This window comes from Pseudomonas sp. GL_139_B (genome assembly GCF_057834475.1).
Map to the genome: position 1 here is coordinate 356,199 of NZ_CM174403.1, position 15,002 is coordinate 371,200.

General features: G+C 57.7%; 15 protein-coding genes. 6 read left to right on the forward strand and 9 right to left on the reverse strand.

The window, feature by feature from the left end:
* Positions 1-18 precede the first annotated feature (18 nt).
* Positions 19-1,548, reverse strand: coding sequence for a 2,3-bisphosphoglycerate-independent phosphoglycerate mutase (gpmI, locus tag AC3ISI_RS01645; protein WP_489335187.1), 1,530 nt, complete (start codon positions 1,546-1,548; stop codon positions 19-21).
* Between the two features lie 154 nt (positions 1,549-1,702).
* Here gpmI and AC3ISI_RS01650 point away from each other — a divergent pair, with 154 nt between their 5' ends.
* From AC3ISI_RS01650 to secB, 3 genes are read left to right on the forward strand one after another with little or no spacing between them, the layout of a single operon-like run.
* A complete protein-coding gene (locus tag AC3ISI_RS01650; protein WP_223518838.1) occupies positions 1,703-2,116 on the forward strand; it encodes a rhodanese-like domain-containing protein in 414 nt (137 codons plus the stop codon).
* Position 2,117: 1 nt separating this feature from the next.
* Positions 2,118-2,387, forward strand: coding sequence for a glutaredoxin 3 (gene grxC, locus AC3ISI_RS01655; RefSeq protein WP_489335188.1), 270 nt, complete (start codon positions 2,118-2,120; stop codon positions 2,385-2,387).
* A 26-nt stretch (positions 2,388-2,413) separates the two neighbouring features.
* On the forward strand, positions 2,414-2,899 hold the full coding sequence (secB, locus tag AC3ISI_RS01660; protein WP_223518842.1) for a protein-export chaperone SecB: 486 nt from the start codon (positions 2,414-2,416) through the stop codon (positions 2,897-2,899).
* A gap of 131 nt (positions 2,900-3,030) precedes the next feature.
* Here the strand turns inward: secB and AC3ISI_RS01665 are convergent, their stop codons facing one another.
* Positions 3,031-3,486 carry a tRNA (cytidine(34)-2'-O)-methyltransferase gene (locus AC3ISI_RS01665; RefSeq protein WP_007949025.1) on the reverse strand — a complete coding sequence of 152 codons (456 nt, stop codon included), beginning with the start codon at positions 3,484-3,486 and terminating at the stop codon, positions 3,031-3,033.
* Between AC3ISI_RS01665 and AC3ISI_RS01670 the strand changes: the two genes are divergently transcribed.
* Entirely contained in the window at positions 3,485-3,925 is a 441-nt protein-coding gene (locus AC3ISI_RS01670) for a hypothetical protein (protein WP_489335189.1), read from the forward strand. The two genes, AC3ISI_RS01665 and AC3ISI_RS01670, sit on opposite strands and share 2 nt — an antisense overlap.
* Before the next feature lie 525 nt (positions 3,926-4,450).
* Here AC3ISI_RS01670 and ntrC read toward each other — a convergent pair.
* From ntrC to glnA, 7 genes are all read right to left on the reverse strand, one after another.
* Positions 4,451-5,887, reverse strand: coding sequence for a nitrogen regulation protein NR(I) (gene ntrC / locus AC3ISI_RS01675; protein WP_223518847.1), 1,437 nt, complete (start codon positions 5,885-5,887; stop codon positions 4,451-4,453).
* Positions 5,884-6,969 (reverse strand): nitrogen regulation protein NR(II), encoded by a 1,086-nt coding sequence (glnL, locus tag AC3ISI_RS01680; RefSeq protein WP_489335190.1) that lies wholly within the window; start codon positions 6,967-6,969, stop codon positions 5,884-5,886. The genes ntrC and glnL overlap by 4 nt, the downstream gene beginning before the upstream one ends.
* A gap of 230 nt (positions 6,970-7,199) precedes the next feature.
* On the reverse strand, positions 7,200-7,820 hold the full coding sequence (locus AC3ISI_RS01685; protein WP_489335191.1) for a DUF4124 domain-containing protein: 621 nt from the start codon (positions 7,818-7,820) through the stop codon (positions 7,200-7,202).
* Entirely contained in the window at positions 7,817-8,326 is a 510-nt protein-coding gene (locus tag AC3ISI_RS01690; protein ID WP_489335193.1) for a DUF4124 domain-containing protein, read from the reverse strand. The genes AC3ISI_RS01685 and AC3ISI_RS01690 overlap by 4 nt, the downstream gene beginning before the upstream one ends.
* A 26-nt stretch (positions 8,327-8,352) precedes the next feature.
* On the reverse strand, positions 8,353-8,775 hold the full coding sequence (locus AC3ISI_RS01695) for a cupin domain-containing protein (protein WP_489335194.1): 423 nt from the start codon (positions 8,773-8,775) through the stop codon (positions 8,353-8,355).
* A 212-nt stretch (positions 8,776-8,987) separates the two neighbouring features.
* Entirely contained in the window at positions 8,988-9,593 is a 606-nt protein-coding gene (locus tag AC3ISI_RS01700) for a hypothetical protein (protein WP_489335195.1), read from the reverse strand.
* Positions 9,594-9,788: 195 nt separating this feature from the next.
* The gene (gene glnA, locus AC3ISI_RS01705; RefSeq protein WP_007949016.1) at positions 9,789-11,195 is read right to left on the reverse strand and encodes a type I glutamate--ammonia ligase; all 1,407 of its coding nucleotides are present in this window, start codon (positions 11,193-11,195) and stop codon (positions 9,789-9,791) included.
* A 330-nt stretch (positions 11,196-11,525) separates the two neighbouring features.
* On the opposite strand from glnA, the gene thiI reads away from it, so the two are divergent.
* Positions 11,526-12,980 carry a tRNA uracil 4-sulfurtransferase ThiI gene (gene thiI, locus AC3ISI_RS01710; RefSeq protein WP_489335196.1) on the forward strand — a complete coding sequence of 485 codons (1,455 nt, stop codon included), beginning with the start codon at positions 11,526-11,528 and terminating at the stop codon, positions 12,978-12,980.
* 139 nt (positions 12,981-13,119) lie between these two features.
* A complete protein-coding gene (gene typA, locus AC3ISI_RS01715; RefSeq protein WP_090176728.1) occupies positions 13,120-14,940 on the forward strand; it encodes a translational GTPase TypA in 1,821 nt (606 codons plus the stop codon).
* Positions 14,941-15,002 lie beyond the last annotated feature (62 nt).

The following is a 15,002-nucleotide window of genomic DNA, read 5'->3' on the forward strand; positions in this document are numbered from 1 at the left end:
GGTGGTTTAACTGGCGGGTTACACCAAAATCGATGTCCCGGTCATTTCCGCCGGTTTTTCCAGGCCCATCAACATCAGCATGGTCGGCGCCACATCTGCCAGCACGCCGCCTTCACGAACCTTGAGGTCACGCTTGCCGACATAAATGAACGGCACCGGCTCGGTGGTGTGTGCGGTGTGCGCCTGGCCGGTAGCTTCATCGGCCATTTGCTCGACGTTGCCGTGGTCGGCAGTGATCAGCGCTTCGCCGCCGACCCTGTCCAGGGCTTCGACGATGCGGCCGACGCACTGGTCCAGGCATTCAACGGCTTTCACGGCCGCGTCGAACACGCCGCTGTGACCCACCATGTCGCCGTTGGCGTAGTTGACCACGATCACGTCGTAACGCTGGTTATCGATGGCATCGACGATGCGGTCGGTGACTTCCGGGGCGCTCATTTCCGGCTGCAAGTCATAAGTGGCGACTTTTGGCGACGGGATCAGGATGCGCTCTTCGCCCGGGAACGGTTCTTCACGACCGCCAGAGAAGAAGAAGGTCACGTGGGCGTATTTCTCGGTTTCGGCGATGCGCAGTTGAGTCTTGCCGTTTTTCGCCAGGTAATCGCCCAGTACGTTTTCCAGGCTGCCAGCGGCAAATGCCGACGGCGCAGGAATGCTGGCTGCGTATTGGGTCAGCATGACGAAGCCGGCCAGTTTCGGTTGGCGCGCGCGTTCGAATTCATTGAAACCGTCTTCGACAAACACGCGAGTCAGTTCACGGGCGCGGTCAGCGCGGAAGTTCATGAACACCACAGCGTCGCCGTCTTCGACCTTGACCGGCTCGCCGATGGAGGTGGCTTTGACGAATTCGTCGCTCTCGCCACGCTCGTAAGCCGCTTGCAGACCTTCCTGGGCGGTGGCGGCGTTGAATTCGCCGTTGCCGTCGACAATCAGGTTGTAGGCCTGGGACACGCGGTCCCAACGGTTGTCACGGTCCATGGCAAAGTAACGGCCGATGATGCTGGCGATACGACCTTTGCCCAGCGCCTGGAAGCTGGCGTCGAGCAATTCAATGGACGACTGCGCGCTTTTCGGTGGCGTGTCGCGGCCGTCGAGGAAGGCGTGCAGGTAGATTTTTTCAGCGCCGCGTTTGAATGCCAGTTCAGCCATGGCGATCAGGTGGTCCTGGTGGCTGTGAACGCCACCATCAGACAGCAGGCCCATGAAATGCACAGCTTTGCCGGCGGCAACGGCTTTATCCACAGCGGCGCAGATGGTCGGGTTCTCGAAGAATTCGCCGTCGCGGATCGATTTGGTCACGCGGGTGAAGTCCTGATACACCACGCGGCCGGCGCCGAGGTTCATGTGGCCGACTTCAGAGTTGCCCATCTGGCCATCCGGCAGGCCCACGTCCATGCCGCTGCCCGAGATCAGGCCGTTCGGCACGGTGGCCCACAAGCGGTCCAGCACGGGCTTCTTGGCCGCATAGATGGCGTTGGATTCAGGGCTCTCACTGTGACCGAAGCCATCGAGAATAATCAGGACCAAAGGTTTAGGCGTGGTAGTCATGGATTCCACTCGTGGCTGAGGTTAAAAGAGGGCGATTAAAAAGGGAGTGGCAGTTTAAAGCGAAGTTCCGGCCACGTCACCGCCGGACGGGGTTTGGCCCACCATAGTGGCTGTGTATACTGGCCGACATTTTAACGCCCTGGAACCTCCTTCGATGGTTGCTCACCTGATTGAATTTGCCACTAACCACTACATTCTTGTCGGTATCTTCGTCGTACTGCTGGCGGCGCTGATTGCCTATCAGATGCAAGGCGGCGGCCGTAGCCTGAGTACCGGTGAATTGACCGGGCTGGTCAACAAAGACGCAGGCGTTGTGATCGACATCCGTTCGACCAAGGACTTCGCCGCCGGTCACATCGTTGGCGCGTTGAACATTCCTCACGACAAGCTGACCGCTCGCATCGGCGAACTGGAAAAGCACAAGGCCAAGACCATCATCCTGGTCGACGCTTTGGGTCAGACCGCCGGTACGCATGCACGTGAACTGATGAAATCCGGCTTCACCGCCGCCAAGCTCTCCGGTGGTATATCCAGCTGGAAGGGCGACAATCTGCCGCTGGTGAAGTGATATGAGCAACGTCGTCGTCTATTCCAGCGATTACTGCCCTTATTGTTCACGAGCCAAGTACCTGCTCGAGAACAAAGGCGTGGCCTTCGAAGAGATCAAGGTCGATGGCAAGCCGCAAGTGCGCGCCGCCATGGCTCAGAAAGCCGGACGTACGTCCGTGCCGCAGATCTGGATCGGCAGCACCCACGTGGGTGGTTGTGATGATTTGTTTGCCCTTGAGCGCGCCGGTAAGCTCGACGCAATGCTCAAGGCCTGTTTGCCTTCCCTATAAGACCCCAAGATCAGAAAGGATCTGAGATGACTGACCAACAGAACACTGCAGCTAGCGAAGAAGAAACCGCACCGCAATTCTCCTTGCAGCGCATCTACGTACGTGACTTGTCCTTCGAAGCCCCGAAAAGCCCGGCGATTTTCCGCCAGCAGTGGGAGCCGAGCGTCGGTCTGGATCTGAACACCCGTCAAAAGACCCTGGAAGGTGACTTCCACGAAGTCGTGCTGACCTTGTCCGTGACCGTGAAAAACGGTGACGAAGTGGCGTTCATCGCTGAAGTGCAACAGGCCGGGATCTTCCTGATCAAGAACCTGGACGACGCTTCGATGAGCCACACCCTCGGCGCGTTCTGCCCGAACATCCTGTTCCCGTACGCTCGCGAAACTCTGGACAGCCTGGTGACCCGTGGCTCGTTCCCGGCCCTGATGCTGGCTCCGGTGAATTTCGATGCGTTGTACGCACAAGAACTGCAACGCATGCAGGCGGCTGGCGAGACTCCGACCGTTCAGTAAGCGTTCGAAGCACCAAAGCAATATTGATGTGGGAGCGAGCCTGCTCGCGAATAGGGAGTGTCAGATGACAGTAACGTCGCCTGACACGCCGCTTTCGCGAGCAGGCTCGCTCCCACATTTGTTATGCGCTGTTATTTGAAACCGAGCTGGCGCCAGCCTTCATACACTGCGACAGCCACAGTGTTCGACAGGTTCAGGCTGCGGCAGCCTTCACGCATCGGCAGGCGCAGGCGTTGTTCGCCGGGCAGGGCGTCGAGCACTTCAGCCGGCAGGCCTCGGCTTTCCGGGCCGAACAGGAAGGCGTCGCCCTCGGCGAAACTGGCATCGTGGAACGGTCGCGAGCCCTTGGTGGTGAAGGCGAACAACCGTGGATGGCCAAGGCTCTCCAGACAACTGGCGAGATCGGCGTGGCGCTGCAGGGTGGCATACTCGTGGTAGTCGAGGCCGGCCCGACGCAGGCGCTTATCGTCCATCTCGAAGCCCAGCGGCTCGATCAAATGCAGGTGGCAGCCACTGTTGGCGCACAGCCTGATAACGTTGCCGGTATTCGGCGGAATTTCTGGTTGAAAAAGGATGACGTGAAACATGCACGGCTCCGAAGGTAAAGATGACGGGCATTCTACGCCGCCAAAGGATCCCCGTTCGAAACTATTCCCGCGAGTGCTCGGTTCGTTGGCAATTGTCGGGATGATGGTAGGGCTGATGATCGGTCGCCTGACCGCGCCAGACCCGACTGTTTTGCAACAGGTCGAGGTTACAAGCGACGGACTGGTGGTGTGGTTCAACAACGAACCCAAGAGCCACGGCGAGTTTGTGGACGGTAGCCTCGCATTGCTGTTCGAGGCAGAAGGCCCGGCGCAGAAAGGTCAGCTCAAGCTCAACGACAAGAACGTCAACTGGCGGGTGCGTTTGAGTGATGGGGGGTTGTTGCTGTCGGTGGTGGCAGCCCGGCCACTGCAAGGGGAATGGGCCGGTAGTGAGGTTGATGATCGCTGGCGGTTGGAGATCCATCTCCGGGAGCAATAAAAGAGGGAATCCCCGGCCTGCCTGTACCAAGGCTCCCAAAACGGCGGGGCTCGCGCATTGCGTCGTGAGCCCGGTGTAAAGAAGGAACCCCTGACCTGCCTGTATCAAGGGCCCCAAAACAGGGTGGGCTCGTCGCTTGTGCGGTGTGAGCCCGATGTAAAGAGGGGAATCCCCGGCCTGCCTGTACCAAGGTCCCCGAAACCGGGTAGTGAACTGAATCACTGAATGGACTACTGCAGGGGGCGTGCCAGTTTTTAACAAGTTGAAACAGAAAGCCGCGGTGAAACGTCGAAAGCCCCGTATTTCGGGGCTTTCGTGTTTTTTCGATAGGGGTTCGATTGCGAATGCTGGCGGGGTTTTGAATGTGCTTTTGTGCGCGATTGCGGTTCACGGTGCATTGCGGCGGTGCACTCGGCCCCTAAAAAGCATCGCGGGCAAGCCCGCTCCCACAGGAATTATGCAAAACCTGTGGGAGCGGGCTTGCCCGCGATTGGATCTAACAGTCAGCAGAAAATTAAAGGCTGCTTAACCCTCATCCCCCTCATCATCATCCCCACCATCAACCTTCATCCCCAATTCCTTGATCTTGCGCGTCAGGGTGTTACGCCCCCAACCCAGCAAGACCGCAGCATCGCGGCGGCGGCCGGCGGTGTGTTTGAGGGCGGTCTCGATCATGATCCGCTCGAAGGCCGGCACAGCGGTGTCCAGCAGGCTCGACTGACCACGCGCCAACGCTTGATCGGCCCACTGGCGCAGCGCTTGCTCCCAGTTGGTTACGGGCGCCGAATCCTGCGGCAGGCTCAGTAACTCTGGCGGCAGGTCGCTGATGTGCACTTCACGACCCGATGCCATCACCGTGATCCAGCGGCAGGTGTTCTCCAGCTGGCGCACGTTGCCGCCCCACGGCAGGTTCTTCAGGTATTCCTCGGTTTCGCTTTTCAGCAGCTTCGGCTCGACCGCCAGTTCCTGCGCGGCACGGCTGAGGAAGTGCTTGGCGAGGGTCGGGATGTCTTCGCGACGGTCCGACAGGCGCGGAATGTGGATGCGGATTACGTTGAGGCGGTGGAATAAGTCTTCACGGAATTTCCCGGCGTGCACCAGGGTTTCCAGGTTCTGGTGCGTTGCGGCGATGATTCGCACATCGACTTTCACCGGCACATGACCGCCAACACGATAGAACTCGCCGTCTGCCAGTACTCGCAGCAAACGGGTTTGCGTATCGGCCGGCATATCGCCGATTTCGTCGAGGAACAGCGTGCCGCCGTCCGCCTGTTCGAAACGTCCGCGACGCAGGTTGGCCGCGCCAGTGAACGCACCTTTCTCGTGGCCGAAAAGCTCAGACTCCATCAGGTCTTTTGGAATCGCCGCCATGTTCAAAGCGATGAACGGCGAGGCCGCCCGTGGGCTGTGACGGTGCAGGGCGTGGGCCACCAGCTCTTTACCGGTCCCGGATTCGCCATTGATCAGCACGGTAATGTTGGAGTGGCTCAAGCGCCCGATGGCGCGAAACACTTCCTGCATCGCCGGTGCTTCACCGATGATTTCTGGCGTACGGGTCAGGGCAACCGGGACTTCCAGGCCTTGCTGCTCCTGGGCGTGCTGGTTGGCGCGTTTGACCAGGGAGACCGCTTCATCGACGTCGAACGGCTTGGGCAGGTATTCGAACGCGCCACCCTGATAGGACGCGACAGCGCTGTCCAGATCGGAGTGAGCCGTCATGATGATGACCGGCAGCCTCGGGTGTTGTTCGCGAATCCGTGCCAGAAGTTCAAGGCCGCTGGCACCCGGCATGCGGATGTCAGAGATGATCACATCGGGCTGCTGGCGCGCCAGGCGGCTCATCACGCCATCGGCACTGTCGAAGCTTTGCGTGGTCATGCCTTCCTGCTGCAAGGCTTTTTCCAGGACCCAACGGATAGAACGGTCGTCATCGACGATCCACACGGTTTCACTACGGCTCATGTCGATGTGGCTCCTTGTTCCAGTGGCAGAAAGATCGAGAAAGTGGTGTGGCCCGGGTGGCTGTCACACTCGATCAAGCCCTGGTGCTGGCTGATGATGTTCTGAGTAATGGCCAGGCCCAGCCCGGTACCGTCCGGACGACCGCTGACCATGGGAAAGAAAATGGTTTCCTGAAGTTCTGCAGGAATGCCCGGACCGTTGTCGATGATTTCGATTTTGGTCACCAGGCGATGGCGCACGTGGCCGATGGTGAATTGGCGCATGGCGCGGGTACGCAGGCTGATGCGACCCAGGCGCAGTTCGTTCTGGCTGCTGATGGCTTGCATCGCGTTGCGCACGATGTTCAACACCGCCTGAATCATTTGTTCGCGGTCGATCAACACGTCTGGAATGCTGGGGTCGTAGTCGCGCACCAAAGTGATGCAGCCCTGGCTTTCCGCTGACACCAATTGGCAGACACGCTCCAGTACCTCATGGATATTGCACATGGCCAGTGATGGCAACTTGTTCGAGCCGAGCATGCGGTCGACGAGGTTTCGCAGGCGGTCGGCTTCCTCAATGATCACGTTGGTGTAATCGCGCAGGCTTTCTTCCGGCAGTTCGCGGGCGAGCAATTGTGCGGCGCCGCGAATTCCTCCCAGTGGATTCTTGATTTCGTGGGCCAGGCCGCGCACCAGCATTTTGCTGGTTTCCTGCTTCGACAACTGCGCCTCTTCCTTGGTGATCCGCAGCAAGCGGTCACGGGGATGGACTTCCAGCAACAGCATCGTGCCGCCGTTGACCAGGATCGGCGTTACCGCGTAGTCGACGGTCAGGGTCTGGCCGGTGAGAGCGGTGAGCATCGCTTCGCGCTTGGTGAACGGGTGCGCCTGCTCGACTGCTTGGCGCAGGGAGTTCAGCGCTTCGGTGGATTCGGTGAACAACTCGCTGATGAACTGCCCATGACTGCGTTGACCGCTGGTGGCCAGCAACATCTCCGCCGCCGGGTTCATGTACTCAAGGCGCAATTCGGCGTCGAGCAGAATGGTGGCGGTGGTCAGGTTGTCGAGTAGCAGTCGATGCAGTGCGTCGCTAATGGTCATCAGGACCTCTTTTGGAGCAGGGCGCGCGCAAGAACCAAGCGCTGATGCTGGGAAAATGCAAAAACCAAACCAAGGCTCCGAAAAGAAGCGTTTAAGGCCTGAAACGGACGTTTGACGCTCGTTTGCGTGGCGTTCTGCCAGCTTTCGCGGGTACTTTCGAACCAAAATGGGTTGCGATATGGGTATGGTGCAACCTATTGCACCAATGTAGTGCGTAAAGCTGAGCGGCGTTAGAACAAACGCAAGAAAGGATTTATTTTTTCTTTCGGTTTGTCTGTGAGCGGGCATTCCGGCCGTTTGCCATAGTCGACGAGGGCGCAAGGTTTGACCTGGCGTTTTTGCGCGAGAGATGTGCGCAGCATGTGGAATGGCTGATTGGCCGTGCGTTCGACTGTACGGCCCAGTTCGTCGATGATTTCGACGGACAGGTTGTGACTTCCACGGTCGATGTTGCTCAGCGGGAACACCGGACTGAAGCCGGGGTCGGCGGTGGGTTGGCCGTCGAGTAGCAGTCGGTAGCGATGGCCCGGTTGCAGGCGGGGTTCGTTGGTGACGCTGACGATGATTTCGCCGGCATTGCTACGGATTGTTGAGTCTGGCTCCGGCACCAATATGCGAAGCAAGCCGTAGTGGAACAGCGGTTGCTCTTCGGACAGGTTCTCGGCAATCAGCTGCTTCACAACGGTGGGCTGGGCAGTCATGCGGTTGCTGGTCGCCAGTGGTACGCGTTTGGCGTTGCCGTGTTGCGGCTGATCGGTGAATGCGCGATTGCCTTGAGCGTCGAGGTAGGTGAACACCTCGGCCGACACGGGCAGGGCGAAAAAACAGGCGAACAGCAGCAACAGCCTCATGGCTTATGCACCCTTTGTAAGGTGAACGTCACGGTCGGACTTTGCTGAAGGACATGCTCTCCATTGATCACCTGCACTGCCAGGCGGTGTTCGCCACGGTCGATGTTCGCCAGTTGCAGTATCTGCACATTGCTCGGTTGCCCATAAGGTTGGCCATCAAGCAGCAACCGCAACAGGTGCGGCGCTTGTAAGCGAGGCCTGATCAGGACGCTGACGGTGAAGGTGCCGTTATTGGCGCGCAGGGCTTCCTCGGTGGGCAAACCATTCAGTTGCAGCACCTCATAGGCGCTGTGTGGCTGCTGATTGTTAACGGTGTCGGTAGACGGTGCGGGAGGAGGCTGGCGCTCAACACTATTGAGTGGCGGCAGCTCAACCGGTTGGGTCTCGACGCCATCCGGTGGTTGATTGCTGTAGGAGGTGTTGCCGTCGGCGTCGGTGTATTTGTAGATTTTGGCCGTCACGGGATAGACGAAGAACAGCAGCAAAAATATTAAAAGTGGCCGCATTCAGACTCCCTGTGAGCAGCAAGGATTTACTCTGACAGTGGAATACCTTCGCTGCCAGCATAGAACACAATAAGTTCGACCGGTTCATCGCCGGTGATCCCGCGATGGGCGATATCGACCATTTCCGCCACGGCTTCACCTTGTTTGACGCGTCTGGTCTGGCCGTTGTTCCTGCTCTCGATCATCAGCTCGCCGGAGAGGACATAGCCCGCGTTGGGAATGGGGTGGATGTGCCAGGGCAGTTGGGTGTTGGCCGGTATCTTGAGTTTGAGCATGGTCAGCTCGGGTGCGGCATCCGGATAGCGCAGGTAAGGTGAGTTGTCCCACGACTGACTGCTTTTGAGCAGGATTTCTCGTTCGATTTTCGTGGGCACCGCCGTTGTGCTGCAGCCTTGCAGGGTAAGGGCGCCGAGCGCGACCAGTATTGCCTTGAGTGAGTAGGTTTTCATCGATCCTTCCTTTGAGTCCAGGCAGTGGACAGGCTGCGAATCATTCACAGCGATTGATGCCGGAAGATACTGCGTGCGGCCGAGGGGAAGGCGAATTTTATTGTTGGAAAATGCGTCAAAAAGGCGTCTGAAACGGGCTGCGTAACCATCAGGCAATCTACTCTGCGTTCAAAAAATCGTCTTATCCGCCGCACCCGGTCGTCCTGGAGGGCTCATTCAGAATCTTTCATGCAAGGCCCGATTATCTTGCGCAATTTGCTGTCGTCTTGTGGCAAGACAAACCTGGCGGTCAGCGGTGGATCACCTTTTATTGTTGACGGTAGTGTCATCGTCAGCGATTGGCCCCGAGCGCCTTTGTGGGTCCAGTCATTCAACCCTTGTCGATTGGTAGGCATGTAAAAGTTGAAGAGCAATTTGTCTGATGGCGGCAACGCTCTCGTGTAAAAGCCGTTTACCGAATAGTCGCGGGGCGCAAGTGTTCCGGTTTTGAGGCTCATAGGGCCGGTGGACAGGGCGTCAGGGCCTTCAAAGGCATCGGGGTTAAAGCCCAGCTCATCCGTCGAGGTCAGCAGTGTGATAACAGGGCGCACGGGAGAGCGATAACAACTGACTTGCAGCATGGCTGCGGTGGTTTTGTTTCCGTGGCTCGCTTGACCGTTCAGGCGCGAACTAACTAGCGGGGCGTCCGGATCTGGTTTCACTACGCTCCATGCCTCTTCGTGAGCGTCGGCAGGCAAGAGGCTGTCAGCGGCTTGAGTGCCGGTCAGGATGCAGAGCAACAACGTTAACGAGAAAAAATTGGTGCGGGGAAGGTTCATCGCAAAAACCGCAGGGAGAGGATGCGGCGGATGGTAGAGGGTTGCGTGCGATGGGCGAACCCATCAGAGGGGGCGCGTCTGGGTTTAACCCCGGCTAGCGCTCTGTTTCCAATCCAAGTGCTTGTTTTTTATACAAATAAAAAGGCCTCCCGAAGGAGGCCAATTTGTTACGCCGCGTGTGCTGGCGCTACCGGATTAGCAGCTGTAGTACAGCTCATATTCCAGTGGGTGTACGAAGGTACGTACCTTGATTTCTTCTTCGCTTTTCAGAGCGATGTAAGCGTCGATGAAGTCGTCACTGAAAACGCCGCCTTTGGTCAGGAACGCACGACCTTTGTCCAGCTCTTCCAGGGCTTCTTTCAGGCTGCCGCAAACTTGTGGGATCTCTTTCGCCTCTTCAGGCGGCAGGTCGTACAGGTTTTTGTCAGCTGCGTCGCCAGGGTGGATCTTGTTCTGGATGCCGTCCAGGCCAGCCATCAACAGTGCAGCGAAGCCCAGGTACGGGTTAGCTGCTGGATCCGGGAAGCGAGCTTCGATACGGCGAGCGCGAGGGCTGGACACGTAAGGAATACGGATCGAAGCGGAACGGTTGCGAGCCGAGTAGGCCAGCATTACTGGAGCTTCGAAACCTGGGACCAGGCGCTTGTAGGAGTTGGTCGACGGGTTGGTGAAGCCGTTCAAAGCCTTACCGTGCTTGATGATGCCGCCGATGAAGTACAGGGCGGTGTCGGACAGGCCGGCATAGCCTTCGCCAGCGAAGGTGTTCTTGCCATCTTTGGCGATGGACAGGTGAACGTGCATACCCGAACCGTTGTCGCCGTACAGAGGCTTAGGCATGAAGGTCGCGGTGCGGCCGTAAGCAACTGCAACGTTGTGTACGCAGTACTTCAGGGTCTGAACTTCGTCAGCCTTGGCAACCAGGGTGTTGAACTTCACACCGATTTCGTTCTGGCCGGCAGTCGCCACTTCGTGGTGGTGAACTTCGATGGTCAGGCCCATTTCTTCCATGGCGTTGCACATGGAGGTACGGATTTCGTGGTCGTGGTCAAACGGTGGAACCGGGAAGTAACCGCCTTTGATACCTGGACGGTGGCCATGGTTGCCGCCTTCGATGTCCTGGTCGGACATCCACGAACCTTGTTCGGAGAAGATTTTGAACATCGAGCCGGAGATGTCCGACTTGAACTTCACTTGATCAAAGATGAAGAACTCTGGCTCCGGGCCAACGAATACGGTATCGCCGATACCGGTCGACTTCAGGTATTCCTCGGCACGGTGGGCGATGGCGCGTGGGTCACGGTCATAGCCTTGCATGGTCGAAGGGTCGATCACGTTGCAGACCAGAATCAGCGTTGGGTCTTCGGTGAACGGGTCGAGGACGGCAGTGCTGTCGTCCGGCAGCAGGATCATGTCGGAAGCTTCGATGCCTTTCCAGCCAGCGATGGAGGAGCCGTCGAACATTTTGCCTTCTTCGAAGAAAGCTTCATCCAGCGCGTCGCGAGCCGGCATGGTCACGTGGTGCTGAGTGCCTTTGGTGTCCGTGAAGCGCAGATCAATCCATTTGACGTCATGATCTTTGATGAGTTGAACCGACTTCGACATAGTGTCCTCCGGGTGGCTTCGGGCTTAGTAGTGGATGCCCTTGGAATGTGGGTGATGCCGGCGCGAATACTCTGCCATGGCAACCTGCCTCACAAGGGAGCAAATTGCATGCCAGTGCCCCACCATGGGTTTTTTGCTCCAATTTCATGCTTATAAAGGTATAAACGGTCATTAGGCGGAAAATCTCGCCCTACAATGTGGCGTTAAAATCCATAAATGACCTGTTTTGGTGCGCGCAAAACCTTCTGCATATTAACTGGTTAAACCTTGAGCAATTTCCGCTATAATCCGCGCCCCCCTTTTTCGGCTGACCCAGCGCGCGCTGTTTTCATGAAACTAATCGTAAAAGTCTTCCCCGAGATCACCATCAAGAGCCGCCCGGTACGGATGCGTTTCATCCGCCAATTGGCCAAAAACATCCGCACCGTGCTCCGCGACCTGGATCCGGCCGTGGTGGTGAACGGTGTGTGGGACAATCTCGAGCTGGAAACCCGCGTCAGCGAGCCGAAAGCCCTGAAGGAGATGACCGAGCGCCTGAGTTGCATGCCGGGCATCGCGCATTTCCTGCAGGTCGATGAATACCCCTTGGGCGACTTCGACGACATCGTCGCCAAGTGCAAGCAGCACTTCGGTGATTCGCTGTCCGGGAAGATCTTCTCGGTGCGCTGCAAGCGCGCCGGCAAGCACGAATTCAGCTCGATGGATGTTGAAAAATACGTCGGCAGCCAGCTGCGTCGTCAGTGCGGCGCAGCCGGAATCTCGCTCAAAGAGCCGGAAATCGAAGTTCGTATCGAAATTCGCGACAAACGGTTGTTCGTGATCCATAGCCAGCACAACAGCATCGGTGGATATCCGCTGGGTGCCCTGGAGCAGACGCTTGTGCTGATGTCCGGCGGCTTCGATTCCACCGTGGCGGCGTACCAGATCATGCGCCGTGGCCTGATGAGCCATTTCTGCTTCTTCAATCTGGGCGGAAGGGCCCATGAATTGGGCGTCATGGAAGTCGCGCACTTCATCTGGAAGAAGTACGGAAGCTCCCAACGCGTGTTATTTGTCAGTGTGCCGTTCGAGGAAGTACTGGGAGAAATTCTCGGGAAAGTCGATAACAGTCATATGGGCGTAGTTTTGAAGCGTATGATGTTGCGCGCAGCTTCCCGTATTGCTGATCGGCTGGACATTGAAGCGCTGGTCACCGGTGAAGCGATTTCCCAGGTGTCGAGCCAGACGTTGCCGAACCTGTCCGTGATCGACTGCGTGACCGACAAGCTGGTCTTGCGTCCGCTGATCGCCAGTCACAAGCAGGACATCATCGACCTGGCCAACGAAATCGGCACCGCCGACTTCGCCAAGCACATGCCGGAATACTGCGGAGTCATCTCGGTGAACCCAAAGACCCACGCCAAGCGTCCGCGCGTGGAGCATGAAGAGAAAGAATTCGACATGGCGGTCCTTGAGCGTGCGCTCGAGAACGCCAAACTGGTACCGATCGATCGCGTCATCGACGAATTGGGCCAGGACTTGCAGATTGAAGAAGTCAGCGAAGCGCTGGCGGGGCAAATCATCATCGACATCCGTCACCCGGATGCCGCTGAAGATGATCCGCTGGCCCTGGCTGGTATCGAGGTACAAGCGATGCCTTTCTATGCATTGAACGCTCGTTTCAAGGAACTGGACCCTACTCGCCAGTACCTGCTGTATTGCGACAAAGGCGTGATGAGTCGCCTGCATGCCCACCATTTGCTCAGTGAGGGGCATGCCAATGTGCGCGTTTATCGACCGAGCTAAGAGCCCGGGGCTGTATGCCTGTGGCCTACGTCACCGGCCCCCCGACTCTGCCGTCAAGCTGTAACGGCAAGGCCTGACTCTACTGTTAATCGCTGCCAAGACTTGTCAGCACACCGAATCCTCTGATCGAGATACACAAGTGATCGAAAATCTACGCAACATCGCCATCATTGCTCACGTTGACCATGGTAAAACCACCCTGGTAGACAAACTCTTGCGTCAATCCGGCACCCTGGAGCGCAACGAGCTCAACGACGAGCGCGTGATGGACTCCAACGACCAGGAGAAAGAGCGCGGTATTACCATTCTGGCGAAAAACACCGCCATCAACTGGAACGGCTACCACATCAACATCGTGGACACCCCGGGCCACGCCGACTTCGGCGGCGAAGTTGAACGCGTAATGTCGATGGTTGACTCCGTTCTGCTGCTGGTTGACGCTCAAGACGGCCCTATGCCGCAAACCCGTTTCGTGACCAAGAAGGCGTTCGAAGCCGGCCTGCGTCCAATCGTGGTCATCAACAAGGTTGACCGTCCAGGCGCGCGTCCGGACTGGGTTCTGGACCAGATCTTCGACCTGTTCGACAACCTGGGTGCTACCGAAGAACAGCTGGACTTCAAAGTCGTCTACGCCTCGGCCCTGAACGGCATTGCCGGTCTGGAACACACCGACATGGCTGAAGACATGACCCCGCTGTACCAGTCGATCGTCGACAACGTACCTGCGCCGAAAGTCGACCGTGACGGTCCGTTCCAGATGCAAATCTCCGCTCTGGACTACAACAGCTTCCTGGGTGTTATCGGCGTTGGCCGTATCGCTCGTGGCCGCATCAAGCCGAACACTCCGGTTGTCGCTATCGACGCCGACGGCAAGAAGCGCAACGGTCGTATCCTGAAGTTGATGGGTCACCACGGTCTGCACCGTATCGACGTTGAAGAAGCAGCTGCCGGCGACATCGTCTGCATCAGCGGCTTCGACCAGCTGTTCATCTCCGACACTCTGTGCGACCCACTGAACGTCGAAGCAATGAAGCCGCTGACCGTTGACGAACCAACCGTTTCCATGACCTTCCAGGTAAACGACTCGCCTTTCTGCGGTAAAGAAGGCAAGTTCGTGACTTCCCGTAACATCAAGGAACGTCTGGACAAAGAACTGCTCTACAACGTTGCCCTGCGCGTTGAAGAAGGCGACACCGCCGACAAGTTCAAAGTCTCCGGCCGTGGTGAGCTGCACCTCTCGGTACTGATCGAAACCATGCGTCGCGAAGGCTTCGAAATGGGTGTTGGTCGTCCGGAAGTGATCATCCGCATGGTTGACGGCGTTAAGCACGAACCGTACGAAAACGTGACCATCGACCTGCCAGAAGAATCGCAAGGTTCGATCATGGAGCAGATCGGTATCCGTAAGGGCGACCTGACCAACATGGTTCCGGATGGCAAGGGCCGTGTGCGCCTTGAGTACAACATCCCGGCTCGTGGCTTGATCGGTTTCCGTAACGAGTTCCTGACCCTGACCTCCGGTGCAGGCATCCTGACCTCGATCTTCGACCGTTACGACGTGATGAAGTCCGGCGACATGTCCGGCCGTCAGAACGGCGTGCTGGTTTCGGTTGCTACCGGTAAGGCTCTGACTTACTCGCTGGAAACCCTGCAAGCTCGCGGCAAACTGTTCCTGGGTCACGGTGAAGACGTGTACGAAGGTCAAATCGTCGGCATCAACAGTCGCGACAACGACCTGGGCGTCAACCCAACCAAAGGCAAGAAGCTCGACAACATGCGTGCTTCGGGTAAAGACGAAACCATCGCTCTGGTTCCGCCTATCCGCTTCACCCTGGAGCAGGCTCTGGAATTCGTTCAAGAAGACGAATTGTGCGAAGTCACTCCTAAGTCCATCCGTCTTCGTAAGAAGATCCTGGGCGAAAGCGAGCGTACCCGCGCTGCGAAGAAGTCCGGTAACTAAGTAATTTAGTTAGCTGACAAAAAAACGCCCCCGACCGCAAGGTCGGGGGCGTTTTTGTTTGT

Excerpts from the sequence above, each read along its gene's own strand:
- AC3ISI_RS01650 (WP_223518838.1), top strand. The coding sequence starts at position 1,703 with ATGGTTGCTCACCTGATTGAATTTGCCACTAACCACTACATTCTTGTC.
- AC3ISI_RS01690 (WP_489335193.1), bottom strand. The coding sequence starts at position 8,326 with ATGCGGCCACTTTTAATATTTTTGCTGCTGTTCTTCGTCTATCCCGTG.
- grxC (WP_489335188.1), top strand. The coding sequence starts at position 2,118 with ATGAGCAACGTCGTCGTCTATTCCAGCGATTACTGCCCTTATTGTTCA.
- AC3ISI_RS01685 (WP_489335191.1), bottom strand. The coding sequence starts at position 7,820 with ATGAGGCTGTTGCTGCTGTTCGCCTGTTTTTTCGCCCTGCCCGTGTCG.
- gpmI (WP_489335187.1), bottom strand. The coding sequence starts at position 1,548 with ATGACTACCACGCCTAAACCTTTGGTCCTGATTATTCTCGATGGCTTC.
- ntrC (WP_223518847.1), bottom strand. The coding sequence starts at position 5,887 with ATGAGCCGTAGTGAAACCGTGTGGATCGTCGATGACGACCGTTCTATC.
- AC3ISI_RS01695 (WP_489335194.1), bottom strand. The coding sequence starts at position 8,775 with ATGAAAACCTACTCACTCAAGGCAATACTGGTCGCGCTCGGCGCCCTT.
- AC3ISI_RS01665 (WP_007949025.1), bottom strand. The coding sequence starts at position 3,486 with ATGTTTCACGTCATCCTTTTTCAACCAGAAATTCCGCCGAATACCGGC.
- secB (WP_223518842.1), top strand. The coding sequence starts at position 2,414 with ATGACTGACCAACAGAACACTGCAGCTAGCGAAGAAGAAACCGCACCG.
- thiI (WP_489335196.1), top strand. The coding sequence starts at position 11,526 with ATGAAACTAATCGTAAAAGTCTTCCCCGAGATCACCATCAAGAGCCGC.
- glnA (WP_007949016.1), bottom strand. The coding sequence starts at position 11,195 with ATGTCGAAGTCGGTTCAACTCATCAAAGATCATGACGTCAAATGGATT.
- AC3ISI_RS01670 (WP_489335189.1), top strand. The coding sequence starts at position 3,485 with ATGCACGGCTCCGAAGGTAAAGATGACGGGCATTCTACGCCGCCAAAG.
- AC3ISI_RS01700 (WP_489335195.1), bottom strand. The coding sequence starts at position 9,593 with ATGAACCTTCCCCGCACCAATTTTTTCTCGTTAACGTTGTTGCTCTGC.
- glnL (WP_489335190.1), bottom strand. The coding sequence starts at position 6,969 with ATGACCATTAGCGACGCACTGCATCGACTGCTACTCGACAACCTGACC.